Origin of the sequence: Thiomicrospira aerophila AL3 (assembly GCF_000227665.2) — a bacterium.
GTDB lineage: Bacteria > Pseudomonadota > Gammaproteobacteria > Thiomicrospirales > Thiomicrospiraceae > Thiomicrospira > Thiomicrospira aerophila.
This window is the reverse complement of sequence record NZ_CP007030.1, coordinates 246,826-272,958: the sequence shown is the minus strand read 5'-3', so window position 1 is coordinate 272,958 and position 26,133 is coordinate 246,826. Positions and strand designations below refer to the sequence as shown.

Annotated in this window: 30 protein-coding genes; 10 read left to right on the top strand and 20 right to left on the bottom strand. The window is 45.0% G+C overall.

Going from position 1 to position 26,133, the window contains the following annotated elements:
• Positions 1–14: 14 nt before the first annotated feature.
• The 6 genes from THIAE_RS01340 to THIAE_RS01315 form a co-directional block, all read right to left on the bottom strand.
• Positions 15–1,151 (bottom strand): bifunctional tRNA (adenosine(37)-C2)-methyltransferase TrmG/ribosomal RNA large subunit methyltransferase RlmN, encoded by a 1,137-nt coding sequence (locus tag THIAE_RS01340; RefSeq protein ID WP_006459488.1) that lies wholly within the window; start codon positions 1,149–1,151, stop codon positions 15–17.
• 10 nt (positions 1,152–1,161) lie between these two features.
• Complete coding sequence (gene ndk / locus THIAE_RS01335; protein WP_006459489.1) at positions 1,162–1,566, bottom strand: nucleoside-diphosphate kinase; 405 nt, start codon at positions 1,564–1,566, stop codon at positions 1,162–1,164.
• Between the two features lie 93 nt (positions 1,567–1,659).
• Positions 1,660–1,986, bottom strand: coding sequence for a HesB/IscA family protein (locus THIAE_RS01330; protein WP_006459490.1), 327 nt, complete (start codon positions 1,984–1,986; stop codon positions 1,660–1,662).
• A gap of 9 nt (positions 1,987–1,995) precedes the next feature.
• Complete coding sequence (locus THIAE_RS01325) at positions 1,996–2,439, bottom strand: Rrf2 family transcriptional regulator (RefSeq protein WP_006459491.1); 444 nt, start codon at positions 2,437–2,439, stop codon at positions 1,996–1,998.
• Positions 2,440–2,491: 52 nt separating this feature from the next.
• Complete coding sequence (gene cysE / locus THIAE_RS01320) at positions 2,492–3,286, bottom strand: serine O-acetyltransferase (RefSeq protein WP_006459492.1); 795 nt, start codon at positions 3,284–3,286, stop codon at positions 2,492–2,494.
• An 8-nt stretch (positions 3,287–3,294) separates the two neighbouring features.
• Positions 3,295–4,035 (bottom strand): RNA methyltransferase, encoded by a 741-nt coding sequence (locus tag THIAE_RS01315; RefSeq protein ID WP_006459493.1) that lies wholly within the window; start codon positions 4,033–4,035, stop codon positions 3,295–3,297.
• A gap of 104 nt (positions 4,036–4,139) precedes the next feature.
• Here THIAE_RS01315 and THIAE_RS01310 point away from each other — a divergent pair, with 104 nt between their 5' ends.
• A complete protein-coding gene (locus tag THIAE_RS01310; protein ID WP_006459494.1) occupies positions 4,140–4,940 on the top strand; it encodes an inositol monophosphatase family protein in 801 nt (266 codons plus the stop codon).
• Here THIAE_RS01310 and rimI read toward each other — a convergent pair.
• From rimI to THIAE_RS01270, 8 genes are all read right to left on the bottom strand, one after another.
• Positions 4,937–5,434 (bottom strand): ribosomal protein S18-alanine N-acetyltransferase, encoded by a 498-nt coding sequence (gene rimI, locus THIAE_RS01305; protein WP_006459495.1) that lies wholly within the window; start codon positions 5,432–5,434, stop codon positions 4,937–4,939. The genes THIAE_RS01310 and rimI overlap by 4 nt on opposite strands.
• A gap of 3 nt (positions 5,435–5,437) precedes the next feature.
• On the bottom strand, positions 5,438–5,950 hold the full coding sequence (locus THIAE_RS01300) for a hypothetical protein (protein ID WP_006459496.1): 513 nt from the start codon (positions 5,948–5,950) through the stop codon (positions 5,438–5,440).
• A 15-nt stretch (positions 5,951–5,965) separates the two neighbouring features.
• Entirely contained in the window at positions 5,966–7,516 is a 1,551-nt protein-coding gene (locus THIAE_RS01295) for a 2-isopropylmalate synthase (RefSeq protein ID WP_006459497.1), read from the bottom strand.
• Positions 7,517–7,587: 71 nt separating this feature from the next.
• Entirely contained in the window at positions 7,588–8,349 is a 762-nt protein-coding gene (gene pssA, locus THIAE_RS01290) for a CDP-diacylglycerol--serine O-phosphatidyltransferase (RefSeq protein ID WP_006459498.1), read from the bottom strand.
• 8 nt (positions 8,350–8,357) lie between these two features.
• Positions 8,358–9,668, bottom strand: a complete 1,311-nt coding sequence (locus THIAE_RS01285) for a UDP-glucose dehydrogenase family protein (RefSeq protein ID WP_006459499.1) — start codon at positions 9,666–9,668, stop codon at positions 8,358–8,360.
• Position 9,669: 1 nt separating this feature from the next.
• Positions 9,670–11,304, bottom strand: coding sequence for a glucose-6-phosphate isomerase (pgi, locus tag THIAE_RS01280; protein WP_006459500.1), 1,635 nt, complete (start codon positions 11,302–11,304; stop codon positions 9,670–9,672).
• Positions 11,305–11,341: 37 nt separating this feature from the next.
• A complete protein-coding gene (gene galU, locus THIAE_RS01275; RefSeq protein WP_006459501.1) occupies positions 11,342–12,226 on the bottom strand; it encodes a UTP--glucose-1-phosphate uridylyltransferase GalU in 885 nt (294 codons plus the stop codon).
• Between the two features lie 45 nt (positions 12,227–12,271).
• Positions 12,272–12,484: a sulfurtransferase TusA family protein gene (locus THIAE_RS01270; RefSeq protein WP_006459502.1), complete on the bottom strand. Its 213-nt coding sequence runs from the start codon at positions 12,482–12,484 to the stop codon at positions 12,272–12,274.
• Between the two features lie 62 nt (positions 12,485–12,546).
• Between THIAE_RS01270 and THIAE_RS01265 the strand changes: the two genes are divergently transcribed.
• The 5 genes from THIAE_RS01265 to soxA all read left to right on the top strand — a co-directional run bounded on the left by THIAE_RS01265 (position 12,547) and on the right by soxA (position 16,322).
• The gene (locus tag THIAE_RS01265) at positions 12,547–13,896 is read left to right on the top strand and encodes a M48 family metalloprotease (RefSeq protein ID WP_006459503.1); all 1,350 of its coding nucleotides are present in this window, start codon (positions 12,547–12,549) and stop codon (positions 13,894–13,896) included.
• A gap of 215 nt (positions 13,897–14,111) precedes the next feature.
• Positions 14,112–14,495: a sulfur oxidation c-type cytochrome SoxX gene (soxX, locus tag THIAE_RS01260; RefSeq protein ID WP_006459504.1), complete on the top strand. Its 384-nt coding sequence runs from the start codon at positions 14,112–14,114 to the stop codon at positions 14,493–14,495.
• 30 nt (positions 14,496–14,525) lie between these two features.
• Positions 14,526–14,993 (top strand): thiosulfate oxidation carrier protein SoxY, encoded by a 468-nt coding sequence (gene soxY / locus THIAE_RS01255; protein WP_006459505.1) that lies wholly within the window; start codon positions 14,526–14,528, stop codon positions 14,991–14,993.
• A 60-nt stretch (positions 14,994–15,053) separates the two neighbouring features.
• On the top strand, positions 15,054–15,365 hold the full coding sequence (gene soxZ, locus THIAE_RS01250; RefSeq protein ID WP_006459506.1) for a thiosulfate oxidation carrier complex protein SoxZ: 312 nt from the start codon (positions 15,054–15,056) through the stop codon (positions 15,363–15,365).
• A 93-nt stretch (positions 15,366–15,458) separates the two neighbouring features.
• A complete protein-coding gene (gene soxA, locus THIAE_RS01245; RefSeq protein WP_006459507.1) occupies positions 15,459–16,322 on the top strand; it encodes a sulfur oxidation c-type cytochrome SoxA in 864 nt (287 codons plus the stop codon).
• Between the two features lie 61 nt (positions 16,323–16,383).
• Here the strand turns inward: soxA and THIAE_RS01240 are convergent, their stop codons facing one another.
• Together THIAE_RS01240 and ilvD are read right to left on the bottom strand one after the other, a co-directional pair.
• Entirely contained in the window at positions 16,384–16,782 is a 399-nt protein-coding gene (locus tag THIAE_RS01240) for a tellurite resistance TerB family protein (RefSeq protein WP_006459508.1), read from the bottom strand.
• Positions 16,783–16,792: 10 nt separating this feature from the next.
• Positions 16,793–18,697 carry a dihydroxy-acid dehydratase gene (gene ilvD, locus THIAE_RS01235; RefSeq protein WP_006459509.1) on the bottom strand — a complete coding sequence of 635 codons (1,905 nt, stop codon included), beginning with the start codon at positions 18,695–18,697 and terminating at the stop codon, positions 16,793–16,795.
• A gap of 118 nt (positions 18,698–18,815) precedes the next feature.
• Between ilvD and argA the strand changes: the two genes are divergently transcribed.
• Together argA and rnt are read left to right on the top strand one after the other, a co-directional pair.
• A complete protein-coding gene (argA, locus tag THIAE_RS01230) occupies positions 18,816–20,099 on the top strand; it encodes an amino-acid N-acetyltransferase (protein ID WP_006459510.1) in 1,284 nt (427 codons plus the stop codon).
• Entirely contained in the window at positions 20,096–20,749 is a 654-nt protein-coding gene (gene rnt, locus THIAE_RS01225) for a ribonuclease T (protein WP_006459511.1), read from the top strand. The genes argA and rnt overlap by 4 nt, the downstream gene beginning before the upstream one ends.
• An 11-nt stretch (positions 20,750–20,760) precedes the next feature.
• Here the strand turns inward: rnt and grxD are convergent, their stop codons facing one another.
• A complete protein-coding gene (grxD, locus tag THIAE_RS01220; RefSeq protein ID WP_006459512.1) occupies positions 20,761–21,111 on the bottom strand; it encodes a Grx4 family monothiol glutaredoxin in 351 nt (116 codons plus the stop codon).
• A 65-nt stretch (positions 21,112–21,176) separates the two neighbouring features.
• A complete protein-coding gene (locus tag THIAE_RS01215) occupies positions 21,177–22,985 on the bottom strand; it encodes an N-acetylglutaminylglutamine amidotransferase (protein ID WP_006459513.1) in 1,809 nt (602 codons plus the stop codon).
• Between the two features lie 54 nt (positions 22,986–23,039).
• Here THIAE_RS01215 and THIAE_RS01210 point away from each other — a divergent pair, with 54 nt between their 5' ends.
• Together THIAE_RS01210 and coaE are read left to right on the top strand one after the other, a co-directional pair.
• Entirely contained in the window at positions 23,040–23,327 is a 288-nt protein-coding gene (locus tag THIAE_RS01210) for a peptidylprolyl isomerase (RefSeq protein WP_006459514.1), read from the top strand.
• The gene (gene coaE, locus THIAE_RS01205) at positions 23,300–23,932 is read left to right on the top strand and encodes a dephospho-CoA kinase (protein WP_239232387.1); all 633 of its coding nucleotides are present in this window, start codon (positions 23,300–23,302) and stop codon (positions 23,930–23,932) included. Before THIAE_RS01210 ends, coaE begins: the two co-directional genes overlap by 28 nt.
• Here coaE and THIAE_RS01200 read toward each other — a convergent pair.
• Positions 23,929–24,888: a Nudix family hydrolase gene (locus tag THIAE_RS01200; RefSeq protein ID WP_006459516.1), complete on the bottom strand. Its 960-nt coding sequence runs from the start codon at positions 24,886–24,888 to the stop codon at positions 23,929–23,931. The two genes, coaE and THIAE_RS01200, sit on opposite strands and share 4 nt — an antisense overlap.
• Complete coding sequence (gene argJ / locus THIAE_RS01195; protein WP_006459517.1) at positions 24,889–26,112, bottom strand: bifunctional glutamate N-acetyltransferase/amino-acid acetyltransferase ArgJ; 1,224 nt, start codon at positions 26,110–26,112, stop codon at positions 24,889–24,891.
• Between the last annotated feature and the right edge of the window lie 21 nt (positions 26,113–26,133).

Here is a 26,133-nt window from a genome sequence, read left to right as displayed (position 1 = left end):
ACCTTTATGATTCACTAAACTACCTTAGATTCAAAGTTAACTCGATGCAAAGTCCGCTTAGTCCTATCCTTGACCTTACCCGCTAATTGACCACAGGCTGCATCAATATCATCTCCCCGCGTTTTTCGAATCGTGCAATTTATGCCGGCTTCATGCAAAACGCGTTGAAAGCGATGCACCCGATTATTGGACGACCGCAAATAGGGAGTGTTAGGAAAAGGATTAAAGGGAATTAAATTAACCTTACAGATCAGGTTACCCAGCAATTCAACTAATTGGTGCGCATGCTCTTCCTCATCATTGACTTGGTCAAGCATTACATATTCTACTGTAATATGCTTTTTAGCATGCCCGTCAGCCACATAACGATGCAATGCCGGCATCAGCACTTCAAGAGGATACTTTTTATTGATTGGAACTAACTGGTCTCGTAAAGCATTATTCGGGGCATGCAGCGAAATAGCCAAACTCACATCAACTTCATCTTTTAATTTATCAATTGCCGGCACAACACCAGCGGTACTAATAGTCACCCTGCGCTTTGACAAACCATAAGCATTATCATCCATTAACAGTTTGGCCACCGGGAAAACATGGGTCACATTGAGCAAAGGTTCGCCCATACCCATAAACACCACATTGCTGATTTTCCGCTCTGCTTTTGGGTTGGCTCCTAAAGCTTTGTTTGCCACCCACATTTGCGCAATAATTTCCCAATTCTCAAGATTACGATTAAATCCCTGTTGCGCTGTTGCGCAAAAAGAACAATCTAATGCGCATCCTACTTGTGATGAGATACATAGAGTGCCGCGATCTGCTTCAGGAATAAACACTGTTTCAATACAATTTTGCTGATCGACCTCAATCAACCACTTAATCGTGCCATCATCAGATAATTGCTCGGTCACAATTTTAGGACTGCGAATCCAAGCATGTTGCTTCAACTTCTCACGTAGCGGCTTACTGATATTGGTCATTAAGTCAAAATCACTCACACCCAATTGATGAATCCACTTCATGACCTGTTTGGCACGAAACGATTTTTCTCCGATAGATTCAAAGAAAACAACCAGCGCATCATAATCTAATCCCAAAAGATCCACTTTTGATATTGACTCTGAAGGAGTCGTCGATACGATTTCTACAGACATGTATGAAGACCTAGTGTTTAGCAAAAAAGAACTGAATTTCACGCTCAGCGCTTGCAGCGCTATCAGACCCATGAACGCAGTTTAAACGTGTTGATTCAGCATAATCGGCTCTGATCGTGCCTGGCTCCGCCAAATCTGGATTCGTGACGCCCATCAACTGACGATTACGCTTGATCGCATCATTACCCTCAAGAACCATCACCACTGATGGGCCCGAAGTCATAAAGTCAATAAGAGGTTGATAAAATTCACGACCCAGATGTTCAGCGTAAAACGCTTCTGCTTGCGCAACACTAAAAGTGATCATTTTTATTTGAACGGGATACAAGCCAGATTGCTCAAATCGTCCAACAATCTCACCAATTAAGTGCTTTTGGACCGCATCGGGCTTGATAATTGAAAGTGTTTGCTCCATCTTGACTACCTAAAATACAAAAAATGTGTTCTATATTAACAAGTTTTTAGTCTTTTTTATAGCCAAGACTCGGGTTTAATCCATCATTTACGACTAAACACTGAATGACTCACCACAACCACACTCGTCTTTGACGTTGGGATTTCGAAACTCAAATCCTTCGTTTAGCAAGCTTTCTCTAACATAATCAATTTCCATGCCATCGATAGCTGACAAACTCTTGGGATCAACATAAACATCTACGCCGTGGTTGACAAAAATGTGATCATCAACATTGGGCTCATCAACATAATCAACGACATAGGCAAAACCTGTGCAGCCACTTTTTTTTACACCGACCCTTAAGCCGATCCCTTGTCCACGCTTATCGATCATGGTTTTTACGCGCTGTGCTGCTGCGGGTGTTAAACTTACCGCCATAAATCGCTCCTAATTTATTGAGTTAACGGCTATTTGAAACTGTTTAGAGGCGTGATGTTGATCAAACAAAGACTGCAGGGTCACTTCAGCAAGAAAACCCCCAATCATTTCACTCAAGTCTTCCCAAAGATGGTGAGATAAACACTGTTGACCCTTGTGACAATTTGACTTACCACCACAGCGTCTCACATCGATTTCTTCATCCACCGCATCAATAACCTGACGAATGGTGATGTCCGACGCTGCTCGACTAAGACGATACCCCCCACCCGGACCTCTAGCTGAAACCACTAAATCCGCTTTCTTCAACTTAGCGAACAGCTGCTCCAAATAGGACAAAGAAATTGCCTGACGCTCTGAAATCATCGCAAGCGTCACCGCACCATCATCTTGATAAAGTGCTATATCAATCATAGCGGTAACTGCGTAACGCCCTTTCGAAGTGAGTTTCATGCCAGACCTTCAGTATTACAAATTATACATAATGGTATAATAACCTAGCTTTCTACTCAACTATTTGATTCTTATGTTTCAGATGAATAGCTTGTTCAGGGTCATCTGGTTCAAGCACCGCACCAGCAAGGTCAGGCATCGCAAGATCCACCGCTTCCCCACCCAGTTTTTGTACTTGACGAGATAAAAAAGCGATTTTCTCATCTTGCGCTTGAATATGATCAAGCAAACTATAAATTGCCTTTTCAATTGGATCATCGCCATTTGCGGTAATTCCATAGGCATCAAATCCAATTTTTTCGGCCATTTTAGCCCGCTTATGCTCGGTATCGGACTTTTTCTTAACAATACGACCAGGGATGCCTACCACTGTTTTGGCGCTAGGAACATCTTTCACCACCACCGCATTAGACCCTATTCGCGCATCATCCCCCACCTGAATGAGGCCCAGAATTTTTGCTCCTGCACCCACAACCACACGCGCACCCAGTGTTGGATGCCGCTTGCCCTCTTTCCAAGAGGTACCGCCAAGCGTAACACCATGATATAAGGTGCAATCATCACCAATCTCAGCCGTTTCACCAATCACCACGCCCATGCCATGATCAATAAATACACGTCGTCCGATCGTAGCGGCAGGATGAATCTCAACGCCAGTAAACCACCTTGCAATAGTCGCTAGCCAACGCGCTAACCATTTCAAACCTTTACGCCACAACCAATTAGCCGCACGATACCAAATGATGGCATGAACCCCCGGATAAGTTGTCAAGACATCCCAAAGGTTACGAGCAGCAGGGTCGCGACTAAACACACACAGCACATCTTCGCGCACTAATTTAAACATGCTGGCTCCTAGCTTTTTGGGGCACTTCTAACTGCGGCAGTTAGAATTCCCCGCAAAATGGTTACTTCTTTAGCGTCTAATTTAGCACGATTAAACAATCGTCGCATCCGACGCATAAAACGCTCATGCTTAGCTGGATCAAGGTATTCAATATCCGTTAATGCCTGCTCAAGATGGCTATAAAAACCTTCCATCTGAGCATGAGTCGCAGCATCAAAACGGTAGCCTAAGCCATCTGGTACCAGCGGATTACAAGCCATTCGGCACTCATAAGCAAAGACCTGAACCGCAGCCGCTAAATTTAATGAACTATATTCAGGGTTAGAGGCAATATGCCCTAGTATATGACACTGATCTAACTCTTCATTAGTTAAACCGGAATCCTCTCGCCCAAACACCAGTGCAACACGCCCCTTCGCGACTTCCTTAACCGCATATTCACCTACTTCACGAGAAGACAGTTGTGGCCAGGACACTTTACGCAGTCGCGCGCTCGCGCCGATAACTTGATGACAATCACTCAACGCATCAGCCAGCTGAGTAACCACTCGCGCTTGATCTAGAATATCGGCCGCGCCAGAAGCACGCGCCGACGCCTCATAGGATGGAAACTGATGTGGATTGACCAATACCAGGTCACTTAAGCCCATATTTTTCATCGCGCGTGCGACAGCACCGATATTGCCTGGATGGGAAGTGGCGACTAATACAATTCGAATAGCACTAAGCGGCGCAAACTGATCCTGCATAATTACCTGCTAAATAGTTTATAATTGGATATTACAGTTTAACACTTGGCACACACCAAGCGTTACCCTCGATCTCTCTTTTACAATTTGGATTCTCACTAGCTATGCACCCGATTTTAAATGTTGCCATGATTGCCGCGCGAGAAGCCGGCGAGATCATAATGAAATACGCCCAAGATATCGATCGCCTTGAAATCACTGAAAAAGATCGCAATAACTACGTCACGCAAGTCGATCAACTCGCCGAACGAACCATCATTAAAACCATAAAAAAATATTACCCCGACCATGCTATCCTAGGCGAAGAGACCGGGCACAACCAAGCTGACTCTCCAATTCAATGGATTATTGACCCGCTTGATGGCACGACCAACTATCTTCACCAGTTCCCACATTTTAGTGTATCGATTGCGGTAACTGAAAAAGGTAAATTACAGCATGGTGTTGTATATGATCCAATGCGCGATGAAATGTTCAGCGCATCTAAGGGGCAAGGCGCCAAGTTAAACAATCGTCGCATCAGGGTCACTGAGCAGAAAAATCTGCAAGACGCCCTGTTAGCCACCGGCTTTCCCTATTACCAGTTTGACTATATTGACGACTATTTGGCTACCTTAAAATTCTTCATGACTGAAACAGCGGGCATTCGACGTGCAGGAAGCGCTGCACTCGATCTTGCATATGTTGCCTGCGGACGTGTAGACGGCTATTGGGAGTTCAACTTAAAACCTTGGGATATTGCTGCCGGCATTTTGCTAGTTCAAGAAGCGGGTGGCCGTTGCAGCGATTTTGCGGGCGGGGACAACCAACTCGCATCAGGCAATGTATTGGCGGGTAATCCAAAACTATTTAAACATCTAGCAATAGGCGTAAGCCAACATATTCGCACCGAATTAAAACGCTAAAAATCTCGCGACATTAACAAGGCATCTTCACGGATGCCTCGCTCTCCTTGGTAATAGCCCTTTCTAACCCCATCTAAACTAAAGCCCAACTTGCGATAGAGTTTCTGTGCTACTTTGTTTGACTGACGCACTTCTAAATAAATCACCCGAATAGGCACATCTTTAACCGCCCGACAAAGCTGCATGATTAAAGCGGTTGCCAAACCTTGACCTCGGTATTCTTGCGCGACACTTAGATTAAGAATATGCAGTTCATCTACAATAATATTGGCGCAAATAAACCCAACCAATGTGGCTTCAAAATAAACAACCCAGTTGGCCTGCTTAGTATTTAACGACAACTCAAATGAGCGTAAGCTCCATGGAGTCAACGCATTCTGCTGCTCAAGCGCAACAACGGCAGGTAAATCAGCTGAATTCATTAACCTAAGCGTTGTATTGTCAGGTAATTCAACCGGCTCGGTCAAATCCAAATAGGCGACGTAGGGTGACATAGTTTAAGCAAGTAAGTTCAGTGTAACCAGTGTCTCATAGCATCGCTGTCTTGCCGGAGGGCTGTCTCGCAAATCTTGCAAACTTGGCAAATGAACTACCTCTAGTCCCTCACTGAGAACCTCTGCCATCAGCTCATGTTGACCAAACAGCAATAACACCTCAACATCCCATTCAATAAAACGATCAACTAACTCATAACAACCATCATAATCCTGGAAGGCCTTCAAACCGATTACTGTCAAAGAAGATCCAAAAAAATGAACCTGAACGATATCCTGCCACAGCTTATTGACACCGGCCACATCTAAGTCATGTAAATCTACCAAGCCTGCTGCATCATTAACATAATCTGCTAACAAAACAACCGGCTGTTTGATAATGGGTGCGGATGTTTCAAGTGGATTCACATGCGTCTCAGAAGATAAATTTAGCGGATTAGAAACAAGCGGCGACCATAGGGTAACCCCCAGTTCGCGCCACATTGCATGATGGTCAGAAAACTCAATCGCCGACAAGGATCACCTTTTATATTAAACGGTTTCTTGACGCTGAGGATGCGCCTTAATTGCCGCATCTGAAAACTTATTCAATGCGTTAATGTAGGCTTTTGCTGACGCCGTAACGATATCAGTATCTGAACCTTGACCATTCACAATTCGCCCACCCTTTTCTAAACGTACCGATGTTTCGCCCAAAGAGTCGGTGCCATTCGTCACGTTACTAACCGAGTAAAGCTCCAGACTCGTTTGAGAGTTAACAATTTGCTCAATAGCTTTAAAAGTAGCATCAACCACACCACTACCTACCGCACTCGCTGTCAACTCCTGACCTTCCAAAGATAGTGTAACAGTGGCACTAGGCTGCTCACCCATCTCTGCAGCTACTTTCAACGCGACGAGTCTAATCGACTCATTTTCAACACGTTCAATGTTGGCATCGGTTACCAAGGCCTGCAAATCTTCGTCATAAATTTCATGCTTTCGATCAGCTAATTCTTTAAACCTAACAAAAGCATCGTTTAGTTGTTGCTCGGTTTCAAACTCGATTCCTAACTCTTGCAGGCGTGTTTTAAAGGCATTGCGACCTGAGTGCTTGCCCAACACCATTTTATTGGTACTCCAACCCACATCTTCCGCGCGCATAATTTCATAGGTTTCGCGATGCTTGAGTACACCATCTTGATGAATACCCGATTCATGAGCAAAGGCATTCGCGCCAACAATGGCCTTATTGGGCTGTACACTGAATCCAGTGATATTAGATACTAAACGAGACGCTGTCAAAATTTCAGGGGTATGAATACGTGTATCTACCGCGAAATAGTCTTGGCGAGTTCTAACCGCCATTACTAATTCTTCTAGAGCCGTATTACCAGCACGCTCACCCAAACCATTAATGGTGCACTCTACTTGACGCGCACCATGGGTGACCGCAGCAAGTGAGTTTGCTACCGCCAAACCCAAATCATTATGACAGTGTGCTGAAAAAACCGCTTTGTCAGCATTAGGAATACGCTCTAACAACTGTTTAAACAAATAGCCAAATTGTTCCGGGACGTTATAGCCTACCGTGTCAGGTATATTAATGGTTGTCGCACCGGCATCAATGGCCGCTTCAATCACCCGGCATAAAAAATCTAGCTCAGAACGCCCCGCATCTTCTGGAGAAAACTCAACATTATCAGTAAAGTCTCGGGCACGCTTTACCGCCCATACCGCACGCTCAACAACCTGATCAGGTGTCATACGCAACTTCATTTCCATATGGATCGGCGAGGTTGCAATGAAGGTGTGGATACGCCCAGAGTTTGCCGGCGCAATAGCCAGACCTGCTTTAACAATATCATGCTCAACGGCGCGGGCAAGACCACAAACTGTACTATCCTTAATTACCTTAGCGACCGCCTGCACCGAATCAAAGTCACCTTCACTTGCGGCTGGAAAACCGGCTTCAATAACATCTACCCGCATTTTTTCCAATTGTTTAGCTATACGCACTTTTTCTTCTTTAGTCATGGAAGCGCCTGGGCTTTGCTCGCCATCACGCAAGGTGGTATCAAAAATAATTAAATGGTCTTTCATCATCGTCTCTGAATTTATAGTGTTTTAAATTTTAAATCTATTGATCAATAATAATTCTTTAGGGCTTTCATTTACTCGCCATCTGATTTAGTACGCTTACGGCCCTCACGTGTTTTACGAATCGTCACAAGTGTCATAACAGGACCTGATACCGCATAGAGTAAAGCCAAACCAAATAAAAAAACAGACGGTTTAATGGTAATAATAACAAATAAGGTGACGATAGCGAGTAGTGTCACAAACGGCACTTTGTCTTTAAGGTTCAATTCTTTGAAACTGCTATAACGCACATTACTCACCATCAAAACACCACCCGCAAAGGTCAACAGTAATGCGAACCAAGCTAAGCCTTCAAAACTCAAATCATTGGCTTCAATCATCCAAATCAAGCCTGCAATAAGCGCTGCCGCGGCAGGACTGGCTAAACCCTGAAAATAGCGTTTATCTGCCACACCCACCTGAGTATTAAAGCGCGCAAGTCGCAAGGCGGCACCAGCAACAAACACAAAAGCGGCGATCCAGCCCAATTTACCAAAATCATATAATGCCCATTGGTAAATTAGTAAGGCCGGCGCGACCCCAAAAGATACCATATCCGACAGGCTATCATATTCGGCACCAAATGCACTTGATGAATTAGTCATACGTGCAATACGTCCATCCAAACCATCAAAGACCATCGCTACAAACAACGCAATGGCACCATGCATAAACTGGCCATTCATCCCCGCAATAATGGCATAGAACCCCGCAAATAAAGCCAAAGTTGTCATCAAATTGGGTAACCAGTAAATACCTCGCTCCGAGGTGCTTTTTTGAGTAGGTTCCTGCATAGCGTTCCTTAAATTTCCTCACCCCGTCCAACACCAAAATACCTAAAACCCTGGGCTGAGATAGTTTGAGGGTCAAATATATTGCGACCATCAAAAATAATCGGACGACGCATCAACTGTTTCATTCTAGCGTAATCCGGACTCCAGAATATTTTCCATTCCGTCATAATCACCAACGCATCGACACCATCTAACGCATCATACATATTATCAACAAGTTCTACACTTTCTGCGCCATGCCAATGCAAAGAAAAATCATGCATGGCTTTAGGGTCATAGGCTTTAACCTGCGCACCTTGTGCACAAAATGCTTCAATCGCTTTAACACTGGGCGCATTTTCTACAGTCGCGGTATTGGGTTTAAAGGATAGGCCCCAGACACCAATTTTAATGCCACGCAAATCGTTATCAAAAAAACGCCAAGCCTTACGAAACAACACCTCTTTTTGAGTTTCATTATTTGACAGGACTGTTTTAAGTAGATCTGCATCATACCCCATGGTTTGCAAATTACCGACTAGCGAACGCACATCTGCGGCAAAACTCGGCCCACCGAAACCACAACCAGGATACAAATAATTAAATCCAATACGGTGATCCGCCCCTAAGCCTTGGCGCACTTCTTCAAAATCAATATTGAAATGTTCAGCATTATTAGCCAATTCATTCACTAGACTGATCCGTGTAGCCAATAATGCATTGACAGCATATTTGGTATATTCCGCTGCACGTGTAGTCATCACTTTAATTTGATCCGTCACGCGGTTAAATGGTCTTAATAAGTCGCGCATCAACCTAATAGAAGACTCACTGGCAGAACCCAATACGATCCGATCTGGTCGCGTAAAATTATCAATCGCGGAGCCCTCACTTAAAAAGTCTGGCATCGCAACCACCGACACATTAAAAATCTCGCCACGTTCAGCTAAAGCCAATTTAAGCTTGGCTTCAAACCGGTCCGCCGTACCCACCGGGAAGGTGCTTTGATTCACAACAACCAGATTTTTTCTAACTTTTTTACCAATTAAATCGATAATTGCTTCGGCCCTATCCATTCGCCACGAAGGTGTCGCAATAATCAACACCTCCGCATGCGCCAAGCCTTTTTCCCAATCCGTTTCAAAACTTAAACGCTGCTCAAGCTGTTGTTGCGCCAGCAAATTTGCCAGGCCTGGTTCTTCTCGTGGCAACACACCTGCTTCTAAATCAGCTACTTTAACAAACCCAACCGGTAGCGCCATCACCTGGTTACCCACCTGTGCTAATGCGCCCGCCGTAACCAGGCCTGTTAACTCACATCCATACACTGATACTTTCATATTACTTTACTCGCTTCATTAAGGCTTGAGTGGAGGCATCAAAGCTGTCAACCGACACACCTTCAGCCAAACATGCATAAGTCTCTTTTGCAATGAGCTTACCTAGCTCAACACCCCATTGGTCAAAAGGGTTTATCTCCCAAATTACCGACTCAACAAATGTTTTGTGCTCATAAAGTGCGACCAACATACCCAGCGTTTTAGCAGACAAGGTTTTCAGCATAATGGTATTAGACGGCTGATTACCCGCATAGTGTTTAAATGGACTATCATAACTAGCCTTCAGGCTCGCAGGAATGGCCGCGTCACCCAACATCAACACCCGCGACTGTGCAAAACAATTTGCTAAGGCTAAATGGTGCTGTTTATGAAGCGAGGCATCTTTTTCAGCACCGGAATGCTGCTCAAAATCGTCCCGTTCCACCGGTACAATAAAGTCACTCATCACCGCTTGCGTGCCCTGGTGTAGCAACTGATAAAAGGCATGCTGGGCATTTGGCCCTACTTCACCCCATAGAATAGGGCACGTCTTATAGCTCACTTTTTCGCCTGCACGATTGACAGACTTACCATTACTTTCCATTACAAGCTGTTCAAAATAAGAGGGCAGATATTTTAAACGGGCGTCATAAGGTAAGATCGCTTTAGCATGGATATCGAGAAAATTAATATTCCACACATCGACTAAGCCCATAATCACTGGAATATTTTGTGCCAAAGGGGCCGTGGCAAAATGTTCGTCCATGAGATTAGCGCCTTCTAGCATCTGAAAGAAACCCTTCATGCCAACTTTCAGTGCAATCGGAAACCCAATCGCTGACCACATAGAGTAACGTCCACCGACCCAATCCCAAAACAACAATTGATTTTCTGTTGGAATGCCCCACTCAGACATTTTGTCTGGCCGAGTTGATACGCCAATAAAATGTTGCGCCATTAAGGTTTGAGATCGCTCAATACGTTCTTCCAACCAATCCTTGGCTGTTTCGGCATTGGAGAGCGTATCAATCGTGGTAAACGACTTAGAGGCTAAAACGAACAGGGTCGTTTCTTGATTTAGGGTAGTGAGCAGATTCGAGGTCTGCGTACCATCAATTGACGAAATAAAATGCAATCTAACCGGCGATTGCTGCACTTGCAGCGCATGCGTCACCATCAAGGGACCTAAATCAGAACCACCTACACCAATATTCACTACATCGGTAATTGGCTTGCCGCTATATCCGCGCCAATGTCCAGCCCGAATTTTATTGACGATTTGAGCCATCTTGGTAAATTGCGACTCAACATCTAATTGCACTTCAGCAGCATACCCGGTCACACCACTTCCCGTTACCGCTCTTAACGCAGAGTGCAAGGCTGGCCTCTGTTCCGTATCGTTAACAATTTCACCCGTTACCAATCGCATAATCCAATTGCTTAGATCTTGTTGATTAGCAAGATCTAAAAGCCCAGCTAAAACCTTATCATCAATTCGATTTTTTGAGTAATCTAAAAAAATCTCATCAAGCTCAATGGCATAACGATCCGCTCTAGCTGGATCTTCTGAGAACCATGACTGCATATGCTTATCCGCTATACCGGATTTGGCCAAATCTGATAATTTTTGCCATGCTGGTGATTGATTAACCGCCATATTATCCCTCCAGGGTTTGTATAGGCTTGATAGAAGGTTATTTAAAACTGGCAACATCCAACTGCTTGAGATAGGCCTGGAACTGCTTACCTAAGACTGGGTCACGAAGGGCATACTCAACATTAGCCTGCAAGAATCCTTGTTTATCACCACAATCATAACTTTTGCCACCCTTAAACTCATAACCGAACATCACTTCTTCGTTTAACAGGCTGGCCATAGCATCAGTTAATTGAATTTCACCCGCAACCCCCGGCTTAGTTGTTTTTAACAACTGCATCAGCCGCGGTGTGAAAATATAACGACCGACTACCGACAAGTTGGAAGGTGCCTCGCCAAGCTTCGGCTTTTCGATCAATTGATTGATGCGTAAATCCGGATCCTGAACCCCTGCAATACCATACTTGTGAACTTGATCATCAGGCACCTGTTCCAATGCGATCACACTGGTATGAACACGTTCGTAATTTTCGGCCATTTGAGCCAAGCAACCCTTTTTAGGGTGATACATCAACACATCCGGTAACAAAACTGCAAAAGGCTCATCCTGCGCAATAATGTGACTGGCGCACAAAATAGCATGACCTAATCCCAAAGCCTCTGGCTGACGCACACTGATTAGGTTAATACCAGGTGGGGTGATTTTGCCTATTGTTTCTATTCGATCATGCTTCGCTGACTCAAGCAATTTAGCTTCAAGCTCATAATGGGTATCAAAATGGTTTTCTATAGCATTTTTACTCGAATGGGTTACCAATATGACATCCGTAATACCCGCCTCAGCGGCTTCATGCACAATATATTGAATAAGAGGCTTGTCGACTACCGTTAACATTTCTTTCGGTATCGCCTTAGTTGCTGGCAAAAATCGGGTGCCCAAACCAGCCACTGGAATAATGGCTTTGGTTAATTTTTTATACATAACAAACTATCCACTTAACTTTAATTTTTTATAGATGAACTAAATTCACTTGTTAATTTTAATGATGATGTGAGGCTCTATTGCTGCCACCTCAAAACTAAAACCCAGTCTTTTGCAAAAAACCGGGAAATCTTTGATGGCACCAGGGTCATCAACATGCACCTCCAAATCTAATAGATCTGGGTTCTCTGCGAGGAACTTTTTGAACTTAATAAGCGGCATGGGGCACTTTAGTCCAATTAAATTCACTTTATGCATAACAGATTCCTTATGTAATACCTCTATAATAGCGGATAGTTAAATTTTTTAAATGAAAACCCATGCAAAAATCACTCATCAGCTGCTTTATTCTATTATTTTGCCTATCTAGCGGAAGTAAAGCCCACTCCCCCGCACAATCCTTACCAGATCTGGGCTCACCAGGCCTGGTACTCTACGATCGCAACATGGAGATCGATCTTGGACGTGCATTTCTCACTGCATTGCACACTGAATATGACATGACCACAGATCCATTTGTTGTTGAATACATCAGGCAAATTGGGCAGCGCCTTATCAGTCACACAGCTGACGGCAGGAACTACCGTTTTTTTGTGATAAACAGACCTGAAATTAATGCCTTCGCTGGACCTGATGGCATTATTGGTATCAACACTGGATTAATCCTAGCAGCGGCAACTGAAGACGAACTGGCATCCGTTATCGCGCATGAAATTGCGCACATCACCCAGGAACATCTTTCACGAAGATTTGAACAGTTTGAACAAGGCAATATGGCAAGCCTTGCCTCGCTGCTAGCAGCCATTTTAATTGGCACACAAGACCCTTCTGCCGGCATTGCAACCTTTATTGGTGGCAGCAGCTTAGCTATTCAAAACCAACTGCGTTTTTCAAGAATTCATGAACACGAAGCTGACAGCATGGGCATTCAACTTTTATCAAAGGCAGGATACAACCCCAGCGCCTTGGCACGCTTTTTTGACAACCTGCATCGCCAGCACAATCATACTAATCGACCACCGGAAATTTTATTAACCCACCCTGTTACAGAACGCCGAACCGCATTAGCACTAGCAAGAGCAGAACAACTTCGCTCAACTGAAGAACAAAGACTTAATCTAAAACTTATTCAGGCAAGATTAAATCCTAGCCGCCTTGAAACACGAGGACTGTCTTCTAATGAGCAACTCGCTTTAACCTGCTACCAACAATACTTATCCAATCAAAACTCTTTAACCTGCTTAACAGAAGCGACCAACACTTTGCCGAATAACCGATTATTAAAAATTGCCCTTGCTGATACTCAAGATAAATTAGAGCAGAATCCAACAAACTTGATAAAAATCAGCAACATCTATCCTCAGGATAATGCATTAGCATTTACATTGGCCAATCATTACATATCTCGGCAAAACATTGATCTAGCCATAAACACCTTAATTGAGCAGTCAAAAAAGACCAATGCAAAAATTGAACTATTTAACAAAATAAGCGAACTCTATAATCAGCAACAAAAAACAGCACATGCACTTTATTTCCAAGCTCTCAGAGAAACAGAAATTGGAAACTTGCGACGAGCTAGACACCTATTAATGCGCGCCAAAGAAAACACAGACGAAAGAGATTTACTATTAAAAATCAACAATTTAAACGAAAAAATACGCGAATAACGACCGCAACAAGCTACAAAACAGGCCGACAAGCATAGAAATTATCTTTAAAGCTATTAAATAAAACTATAGCTAAAGACTTTAAAAACACTTGCTTTTAACCATCAACTCCGTAAGCTTATAAACCAAGAGCGAATATTCATTTTGCAGCTCAGTCAGAGAACCCCAAAATAGACAAAAACGGGGGTCGAATAGAGGCACTTTAGGAGGAGAGAATGAGTCATTCTAAATTAAAGCGTGTTTTAGGTACGCTTGCTGTATCAGCAATGCTAGCATCGCCAATGGCAGTATCAGCGAGTGAAGTTTCTGAAGAAGAAATGAAACAGCGTGTTGCCCAAGGTAAAGAACTAGCTTGGAACCGTGCTCAAGGCAACTGTCTTGCCTGTCACATGATGCCAGAAGGTACTTCACCAGGTAATATTGGACCTGCACTTATTGCTATGCAGCTTCGTTATCCAGATCGCCAAAAACTTTTTGATAAGTTATGGGGCGTAAAAGAAACCGAAGTTAAATACAGCATGATGCCATTATTCGGTCGTCATGGTATATTGTCTGATGATGAAATTAATCTCATCGTTGACTACCTATACACACTATAAAATTTATCTAACCTAGGAGTTAAACTAAATATGAAACGTAGATCATTTTTGAAAGCTACTTTAGCTACTGGTGCCGCTTCTGTTGCAGTAAGCGCTGGCCTTTTAACACCTGCTACTGTATTAGCTAGCTGGAACAAGCAAGCTTTCGAAGCTAAAACTGTTGATGATGCCCTAAAAGGTGTTTTCGGTTCTGCGAACGCAGCTTCTTCAGACGACGTTAAATTAACCGCTCCAGCTATTGCTGAAAATGGTGCAGTAACGCCTATCACTGTTGATGCTTCTGGTATGAACGGTGTTGAGTCAATCGTTATTATTGCTTCTGCTAACCCTAACCCACTAGTTTGTGAATACAAGTTCTCAGGTGCAGCTCAAGGCTTCGTTTCAACTCGTATTCGTATGGGTAGCACTCAGAACGTAATGGGTGTTGTTAAAGCTGGCGGCAACTTGTTCAAAGCTGAACAAGAAGTTCGCGTTACTATCGGCGGTTGCGGCGGTTAATTCCACCCTACTCTTAGCTAATTAACGACTTTAACAAAATTTATATAGAAGGAATAATCGATGTCTATTAATATCAGAACTCGTGGTCAAGTCCGTGGTGGCGTTGCTGAAATTAAATCACTAATCCGTCATCCAATGGAATCTGGCGCTCGTATGGACCAGTCAACTGGTAAGCCATTCCCAATGAAACTTATCACCAACGTTGATGTGAATGTTAACGGTAACCGTGTTGTTGACGCTCAATGGTCAGCTAACATCTCTACAAACCCCTACATGCATGTAAACGTTGCGGCTAATGCTGGTGACGAAGTAACTATCAACCTAGTTGATAATACTGGTGAAACTGGTACTGAAACCTTTACCCTACGTTAATGCGTAGATTAAGCGGGGCTAGCCCCGCTTTTTTAGCTTAGTCCAAAATAATAACCATAAAAACAATTAAAGCTCTTTTGTGGAGGATTCAAAATGAAGAAGACACTTTCAAGTGCGATAGCATTAGCTATGGCCACATCATTTGGAAGCCAAGCTATTGCAGTTGAGCATAACTCAGTGGCTGAAAAAAGTCGTATGGACTTGATTCAATATTTCCAAGCTAAACACCCTAACCGTCCCTTTGAAGATTACATACATGGTATCTATGGTTATGACGAAGATCGTAGAATGCAATGGCAAGCTGAAGAAGAATTTCCTCAGTATATGGATTTTGTAGAACGCGGTGAAGAACTTTTTAATCAAGACCTAAATGCTTATGTGGGCTGTTTGGTAGGTTCAGACAAAGGTGTTGCACACATTCGTCCAAGCTACCCCTACTTCAATGAACAATTACAGCAGGTTGTTACACTTGAAGGTGATATCAACCGCTGCCGTACCGAAGCTGGTTTAAAGCCTTTTGCTTGGAAACGTGGTGATATTGCTCACATGGGTGCTTACTTAGGCTATGAAGCCCGTGGTCAAAAAATCAACGTGGTAATTAATTCCCCTGGTGCTGCTGCTGCCTTCGCTGCTGGTGAACGTGAGTTCGTTGAACCTCGCGGACAGCTTGGTCTTGCTTGTGCAAGTTGCCACGTATACAACGCGTCACGCCAAGCGCGTTCTGACATTCTTTCACCGGTGCTTGGTCATGTGTCTCACTTCCCAGTATGGCGTGGTAAATGGGCACGTGCATCAGGCGATGGTTTAGGCACTTTACACCGTCGCTATGAGGGCTGTCACAAAAACATGCGTCACACAGCCTACGAAGTTCAAGGTGAAGAATATCGCAACCTTGAGTTCTGGCATGCTTATATTTCTAACGGTCTAGAAATTAACGCACCAAGCTATCGTCAGTAATTTTCTGACACAATAAAAAACCCGGATAATCCGGGTTTTTTATTGTCAATCTATATTAAAACTAGTTGAGCAGCTGCTCACCTTCATGCAACCAATCAAAGCCCTGCCTAACCCACTTTTCAATAGCTAGCAGTAGCTCTGGATCATTTAAGCCAAGCTTTTGTGCAATCTGAAACACTTTTTGCTGCTCTTCTGGACCAAAATGACCATCTTTATAAGATAGCTTAATTAATTCCTGAAGCACGATTACCTTGGACTGCTTGCTATCAAGCACCGAAATCAAATCATCAATAGAACTGGTACGATGATTTTCTAAATCCAAGTTAAGGCCGTAGTTGACTGACAACTCTTCTAGGTACTGCATTTCTTCTTCAGAAACATCATTATCAATCCCTGCCGTTATTACGGCAAGGTCAAGCAAGGCTTGACGCTGTGCTTGACTAAGTCGATCTACAAACATAACGTCACTCCTATTTTTCGATTTGCTCTACTCGTCTAACGGCACCAAACGCTGCACTTGTTGTCATCGCAGCATAGGCACGTAAGGCGGCTGAAACACGACGCTCTCTTGGGTGCTCTGGCTTCCATGCCTTGTCACCTTTCGCTAACATTTTTTGACGTCGTTGCGACAGTTCATAGTCACTCACCTTAACGTTAATTGACCGGTTTGGAATATCAATTTCAATAATGTCACCCTCTTCAACCAAGCCAATATTGCCACCCTCCGCGGCTTCTGGTGAAGCGTGACCAATTGATAACCCCGATGTACCACCTGAAAAACGCCCATCCGTTAACAAAGCACAGTATTTGCCTAAGCCTTTTGATTTAAGGTAACTGGTGGGATAAAGCATTTCCTGCATACCCGGTCCACCCTTTGGACCTTCATAACGAATTAACACCACATCACCTTTTTGAATCTCATCACCCAAAATGGCCGCTACCGCCGCATCTTGACTTTCATAAATTCGCGCTGGACCACTAAACACACGGATAGTTGAGGTTGGCACACTGGTGGTATATTGCAGCTGTTCGACCTCAAGCATACTTTCATCAATACCGGCCGTTTTAACAATACAGCCATCTTGTGCGATATTACCAAATAACACGGCTAACCCCCCGTCTTGCGTATAAGCATGTTCAACTGAGCGAATACAGCCGTTTTCATAATCTGTATCAAGTGTTTTCCAACGCTTATCTTGGCTAAAGGCCTGGGTGGTTCTAACATTACCCGGCGCCGCCATGTAAAACTTCTGCACCGCTTCCGACGGATTACGGCGAATATCCCATAGTTCTAGTGCCGCACCCAGTGTGGATGCATGCACTGTATAAGTATCAGGATCTAGCAAGCCACCGCGGTCTAATTCGCCTAATAAGCGCATAATACCGCCCGCGCGGTGAACGTCTTCCATATGATAGATTTTTGAATTGGGAGCAACTTTAGATAAACATGGTACTTTACGAGACATCGCATCGATGTCTGCCATCGTAAATTCAACGCCTGCCTCATGTGCAACAGCCAATAAGTGTAACACCGTATTGGTTGACCCCCCCATTGCCACATCTAATGCCACGGCATTTTGAAATGCACTAAAGGTAGCAATTGAGCGTGGCAGCACCTTGTCATTATCTTGCTCATAATACTCTTTGGCGATTTCTACAATACGGCGACCCGCTTCTTCAAACAAATGCTTACGATCAGCGTGGGTGGCTAGTACTGACCCATTACCAGGCAAAGCCATACCCAAAGCTTCAGCAAGACAGTTCATCGAATTAGCAGTAAACATGCCCGAGCAAGAACCACAGGTCGGACAGGCAGAAACCTCAACAGACTCAACCTCTTCATCCGTGACCTTATCATCGGCAGCCATCACCATCGCATCAACCAAGTCAAGCTTAATCGTTTGACCACCTATCACCGTTTTGCCCGACTCCATCGGACCACCGGAAACAAAAATGGTTGGAATATTTAAGCGCATCGCGGCCATCAACATACCGGGGGTGATTTTGTCACAGTTTGAAATACATACTAGTGCATCGGCGCAGTGTGCATTGACCATATACTCAACCGAATCAGCAATCACCTCGCGTGACGGCAAAGAGTACAACATGCCATCATGCCCCATGGCAATACCATCATCGACTGCAATCGTATTAAACTCTTTTGCCACACCACCCGACTGTTCAATAACACCTGCTACTAGCTGACCCAGGTCTTTTAGATGCACATGGCCCGGCACAAATTGAGTAAATGAGTTAGCAATCGCAATAATCGGTTTACCAAAGTCTTCTGTATTCATCCCGGTAGCACGCCATAACGCACGCGCGCCGGCCATGTTACGGCCGTGAGTACTGGTTCTTGAACGATATGCTGGCATAGTTTCTCCTTAAACAAACGCTTAGATAATCAAACTTTTAGTTATTGCTTTGCTATACTTAAAAAAGTCTGTAGTTGTTAAAAATATTTTTAACATTTTCTCATAATTACGAAACCTCATGAAACAATCTGAACTTGATTTTCTCAACAACCTTCGCCAAGCATCCGACTATGTTGCGCAACATCGCGGTAAAGTGTGCGTGGTGTATTTGCCCGGCGAATTACTAGAGCATCGTGAGCAGTTACAGGAATTTGCTGAAGACATTTCGCACCTTAATGCACTGGGCTTACGTCTTATTATCGTAATGGGCGCCACCCTACAAATTAATCAGGCACTTGAACAGGCGGGCATTGAATGGTCAACCCACCATCAAATTCGCATTACTTCGCCTGACATGCTCCCTGTTTTACAACGCACCATTGGTGAAGTGCGCAGTATGTTAGAAGCGGCCTTTAGTCGCCAACAGACCCATCATCCATTCCCACTGACCCTCTGCTCAGGGAACTGGGTCATCGCCAAACCAAGGGGTGTCATTGATGGCGTTGACTACCAACATACCGGTTTAATTCGCAAGGTTAATCAAACCGCATTGCAAGCCGTGTTAGATTCGAACCAAATTGCACTACTTACGCCTTTAGCCTACTCGCTGACCGGTGAAGTGTTTAACCTCAACACCCTTGAGCAGGCCTGCTGGGTTGCGAGTAAAATCCACGCAGACAAATTGATGGTGTTTACTTCAAGCGATCAAATGAGCGGCCTGCCCAAGCAACTCAGTCTTAACCAACTGACTCATTGGCCCGCACAAAATGCCAACCAAGCCGATCTCATTCAATGCCTTGCTGACAATGCACAACAAGTCAAACGTATTCACCTACTTAATGAGTCAGATCCCACCAGTTTGTTAATTGAGTTATTTAGCCGTGACGGTATTGGCTCACTGGTTTTCACCGATCGCTACCACCAGATTCGTCAAGCACGTATCGAGGATGTGAGTGGGATTATTGATTTAATTTCACCCTTAGAGCAAAAGGGCATGCTCGTTAAACGCTCCAGAGAGCGCCTTGAACTTGAAATCAACCAGTTTTTTGTTATCGAACGTGATAGCCACATTTTAGGTTGTGCCGCGCTTTATCCTCACCCCAATGCACAGGCCGAGCTCGCTTGCCTCGCCATTGACCCTAGCTATCAAGGTCAGGGCTTAGGTGAAGAATTGATTACACACCTTGTTCATAAGGCTAGGGAACAGGGCATCAAACAGCTATTCTTGCTTACTACCCATACTTATCATTGGTTTATTGAACAGGGATTTGTATTAGCCAATCTGGATGACCTGCCGCCACAAAAGCAACAGCTCTATAATTTTCAACGTCAATCTAAAGTACTTATTAAAGCCCTAACATGACCCAATCCCTACTCGAATCCCCTGAAGCAACGCCGAGCATTACTGACATTAAAGATCGTTTTCGTGGGTTTTTACCCGTGGTGGTCGATGTTGAAACGGCTGGATTCGACCCTAATAGTCATGCGCTGCTACAGGTTGCCGTGCTATTGCTAGACATGAATGAGCAGGGTGAACTGATTACTGGGTCACTGTTCCAAGAGAACATCTTACCCTTTGAGGGCTCAAAACTAGATCAAAGTGCCCTAAAGTTTAATGGCATTGAGGATCCTTACCATCCTTTTCGAGATGCCAAGTCCGAGCGGACAGCGCTTGAAAAACTATTTCAACCGATCAATACCGCCATTAAAGCCAGTGGCTGCACTCGCGCCATTTTAGTGGGCCATAATGCCATGTTTGATTTGAATTTTATAAAACATGCGGCCGAGCGGAATAAAATGAAATCACCTTTTCACCAGTTTAGTACCTTTGACACGGTTTCATTAGCAGGCCTGGTATATGGTGAGACGGTTTTAAGCAAGGCAGTTAAAATGGCCGGCTTTGACTGGGACCATGACAAGGCTCATGAAGCAGCTTATGACACCCTGCAAACAGGGCGTCTATTCTGCCGAATCGTGAATCAATGGAAACTTGACAAGCCAAGTCGCGCTTAAGCAATAGCTGATTAAGCTTGGTCGACCTTGGCATTGGCGGCCGCCATTAGCGCTTTTAGCTCGCCACTCTCAGCTAACTCAAGCGTAATATCGCACCCGCCTTGTAATTCGCCGTCGATGTAAAGCTGTGGAAAGGTTGGCCAATCTTGATATTTAGGCAAAAACTGATAAATCCCTTGATCTGCTAACACATTTACAAACGCAAACTTTTCACCCGTTTCAACCAAAGCCGCTGCCGTACGACTGGAAAAACCACAGGATGGCATTTGAGGCGTGCCTTTCATATACAACACAACCGGATTGTTTTTAACCTGCTCATCGATTTTTGCGAGCACAGTTTGCTCATCCATTTCAAAACTCATCTTAAACTCCTATTTAATGTCCTAGTAAAATGCTTGGTTATTATACGCCAATTCTTGCCATCACGTTAGTGCGCTAAGTTATATGGGTCAACATGGGTTTGCAGCCACAGCTCTAGTAGCGCACAATGCCAAAGCTTGGAACCCTTAATGGCGGTAAAGTTTTCAGGAGCTTCAGGACTCGCTAATAATCTTGCAATGTAATCCTGATTAAATAAACCGCGCGCTTGTGCTGCGGGGCTTAATAAAATATCCCGCATAAAGTCATAAAACTCCCCGCGTACAAATTTAAGTGCTGGCATAGGGAAATAACCTTTGGGTCGATCAATAACCTCGTCAGGAATCAGGCCTCGTGCCATCCTTTTTAATAAAGTCTTACCGCCATCCGCCAGTTTAAGTTCGGGAGGCGCTTGCATCACCAATTCAACTAAATCCTTATCCAAAAAAGGCACTCTCGCTTCTAAGCCCCAAGCCATGGTCATGTTGTCGACACGCTTGACCGGGTCATCAACAATTAAGGTCGTGCTATCAAAACGCAACACTTGATCTAAAAAACTATCCGCGCCTGGCTCGGTTAAACGCTCTGCGACATAGTCACTGGTTACATCATTTAGATGAAAACGCGGATGAACAGTTTGCAACCATTCCTCATGACTGCGATCAAAATAGTAAGGCGCAAATCGCTCTAGCGCCGAGCCTTCTGCCGCCGCCATCTGCGGGTACCAGAAATAGCCGGCAAACACTTCGTCGGCGCCCTGACCTGATAGCACCACCTTGACATCTTGTGACACCTGTTCAGATAACAAATAAAAGGCTACCGCATCTTGGCCTACCATGGGTTCGGACATAGCCGCAATCGCTTCTGGTAAACGAGGCAGTACCTGGCTATTCGGTACAATATATTTATGATGGTCGGTTTGATAACGCGCAACCACTTTATCTGAGTACTCAAACTCAGAACCACGCTCATCAGCAACATCTTCAAATCCAATCGAAAAAGTTTTGATATGGCTCACCCCTGCTTCGGCTAACAATCCGACCAGTAGGCTCGAATCCAGCCCACCAGAAAGCAAAACGCCGACCGGCACATCTGCCGCTGCCATTCGCTTAGCCACCGCTTTTTTTAACGCATCATGCGTAGCATCTAACCAGGCCTGCTCAGTTTGCGGCTTAGCTGAATCCGTAGCCTCTGGACGTTGGGCATTGAGCTGCCAGTATTGGCGCACAAAAATTTGACCATCCGGCTGCACCAGCATGTAATGCCCTGGCTGTAACTTTCTAATGCCTTTTAAGATGGTATGTGGCGCCGGAATCACACCATGTAGGGTTAACTGGAAATGCAAACCCACTGGATCAATATCCGTATTGATGCCGCCTGACGCCAAGAGTGCTTGGGTATTTGACGCAAAACGCAGACCCTGATCGGTCAAAGCATAATAGAGCGGCTTAATCCCAAAGCGGTCACGTGCTAAAAATAATTGTTGCTGATGGTCATCCCAGATAGCAAAAGCAAACATGCCGTCAAGGTAAGTTAAACACTCCGAACCCCACTGACGATAAGCCTTTAGAATCACTTCGGTATCCGAGTCAGACTGAAAGTCATGTCCCAGAATAATCAACTCTGCCCGCAACGCTTTGTAATTATAAATGCAACCATTAAAAACCAAGGTTAACTCTTGATCCTGCATAGGCTGCTGCCCTGCTGAACTTAAATCAATAATGGCTAAACGCGTATGACCCAAGCCCACTTGCTCGTGTGTCCACACCCCTTGTGCATCCGGGCCACGTTTGGCGAGCTGCGCAACCATCTTATTGATTCGTTGCTGATCAGCTTGCTGTCCGTCTCGCCACAAAAACTCACCGCAAATTCCGCACATAAGACTTTCATCCAGTAAAATAGAGTTTTACCATTTTACCGATTACCAAAAATAATGCCATTAATCCATGCCAGTCATATCTTGCTGCCTTCGCGAAAAATTGCAGCACGCCTATACCCCCGATTAGTTGCGCAAGAGTTGAGCTTTACCGAGGCCGTCACGCGCTATTCAATCTGTGTTAGCAAATCGCATGAAGGGGATTTAGGTTTTATGGCACCAGGCCTGCTTGAACGAGACTTTGAACGTGGACTATGGAATGCCCCTGTTGCATGCCCAAGCGAACCCTTTCAATCGTCGTTAGGTTGGCATATCGTTTGGGTTCATCAGAAGGTGTGGCCATGACACCAGGCCTGGTAGTTGCCGTTATCGGTGGGATAGGCTGTGGTAAATCGGCGGCTTGTAGTTACTTTGCTGAGCAAGGCTATCCAGTCATCGATACCGATCAGGTTGCAAAACAGCTCATGCAAACCGGACAGGCCGGATTGCAAGCGATAATTGCTCATCATGGTAATCGATTTTTAACCCCACAAGGTGAATTAGACCGCCCAAAACTCGCCGCGGCTTTTTTCAGTGATCAAAAACTGAAACATGACATCGAACAGATCATTCACCCCTTGGTTCGCCAACAGGTAAGCGCTCAAGTTGAGGTACTCAAAACCCAACACAAGTTGATCTTTGTTGCCATCCCAGTGATTAGCCAAGTCATGCAACCGGCTTATCAAATCGACCATGTCCTATTAATTGAATGCGACCCTGCTTTACAACGTCAACGCGTTGCAACCCGTGATCAACGCGCCATTGAACAAATCGAAAGCATTATGGCTCAACAAGCGGACCCCGCCACACGCCAAGACTTAGCCGATAGCATTATTAATAACACTAGTTCGCTCGCAGCATTGCATCAAGCTTTGCAGGCCTGGTTAGCGTCCGTTACACAAAGAAATTAGAACGCCTGTGGCCATAATCCATTAATGGCCGCAATACCTTGTGCACCGGCTGACTTCGCAATGGCTAGGTCACTCGGCGTCATGCCGCCTAAAGCATAAACTGGAATCGGCGTGGATTGGGTGAGTTGAGTAAAAGCAGGCCAACCTAAAGCGGGTGTATCAGGGTGGGTTTGTGTCGCTTTAACCGGCGATAGCAGCGCAAAATCGGCGACTAACTCTGCCGCCTTAGCAAGCTCTACAGCATTGTGAGCAGATACACCCAGCAACTTATCGCTCGCAACTGGCCTGCTGGTGCAAGACATTAATTCAGTGGATGATAACTGTAAGCCATCAACTAATGGCATCGCCTCAAACCAGTCAACAGCGGTATTAACCAGGAGCTTTGCACCATGACCATGACAATGTTTCGCCATCTCATGAGCAAGCCTAGAAAGCGCGGATTTGTCGAGATGTTTGGCGCGCAGCTGCACCAACTTAATACCCTGTTTGAGGGCCTGCTCAAGGCGCCCTATCGCATCTTGTTGGTCGTGAAATCCACCTGTAATCATATAGGATGAAGGTAACTGCAGTGCCCGCACAATCCCCTTATTCGCTACCAGCATGCGACGCTGAGCCAAATCAGCTAATGGACACCATTCAAACGCATGCCCTTCAGGGGCGGTAAGCTCGCCACTTGCCTGCTCAGTCACATACACATGCAGCTGAACCTGGAGCGAACCTTTGGGTAAATGGTGTGTCCATGGATAGCTAATCAAGGCTTGCCAACCCTCGGTAATTAAACCGGTTTCTTCCTTAAACTCACGCACCAATGCCTCAACAGGTGTTTCATTGGCTTCTAGCTTGCCACCAGGAAACTCCCACTCACCAGCAAAGGATTGACGAGCTAATCGCTGCCCAATCAACACCTGACCATTGCGAATTAAACAGCCTACCGCAACAGCGACAACGCCTGACATTTAAGAGCGATACTCCGCATTGATTTTAACGTAATCATAGGAGAAATCGCAGGTCCAAACGGTTTCACTATGCTGACCCCGATTAAGCTCGATACGTACCGCAATATCTTCCGATTTCATGACCTGCTGCCCCTGTTCTTCGGTATAGTCGCTGGCACGACCACCATCACGCACGATACATACGTCACCCAAAAAAATCTGCAAGCGATTAATGTCTAAGTTTTTTACGCCCGCACGGCCCACAGCGGCCAAAATACGACCCCAATTTGGATCTGATGCAAACATGGCGGTTTTCACCAACGGAGAAAGGGCAACCGCATGCGCGACCTGCAAACACTCTGCCTCAGATTCGCCACCATTGACTTCCACACTAATAAACTTGGTTGCACCTTCACCATCACGCACAATCATCTGCGCAAGCTCGGTCATCACTCGCTCAATCTCTGCCGCAAATAGCTTATATTGAGGCGAATTCGCATCGGTCATCGTTGGCATATCGGCCTGTTGTGTGGCCGTTAGCGTACAGGCATCGTTAGTCGAAGTATCACCATCCACCGTAATCCGGTTAAATGACTTTTTAACGGCCTGACTTAAGCAGGCCTGCAATAGTTCGGCGGTGATTTTGGCGTCAGTGGCCACAAAGCCCAGCATCGTCGCCATATTAGGATGAATCATCCCCGAGCCTTTAGCCATACCCGTGATAGTAATATCATGCCCGTCAATGTTAATTACACGACTGACCATTTTAGGCACAATATCGGTGGTCATGATACCGGCCATAGCATGAGGCCAGTGGTCAATAGCGCGATCAGCTACAGCCGCAACTAAACCCAATTGAATTTTATTCATCGGCAAGGGTTCGCCAATTACCCCTGTCGAGAAGGGCAAAATTTCTTCCGGCTCGCACCCTAATTCATCAGCCAACCACTGACAGGTTTGCTTAGCATTCACCATTCCCGACTCGCCAGTCGCCGCATTCGCATTACCCGAATTAATTAATAACGCCCGTGGTTGCTCGGCCGCTAAGTGGGCTTTCGCGACATGAACCGGTGCAGCACAACAAGCGTTAGTGGTAAAGGTTGCGGCGGTCACACTGCCCGGTGCAAACTCCATAACGACCAAATCTGTTTTACCATTTTTTTTAATTTTAGCGGCCGTCGCACCTAAATAAACACCGGCAACTGGATGAATTTCTGGCAACTCGTACGCAAGACCAACAGGCATGATGCACCTCTAAGAATAAAA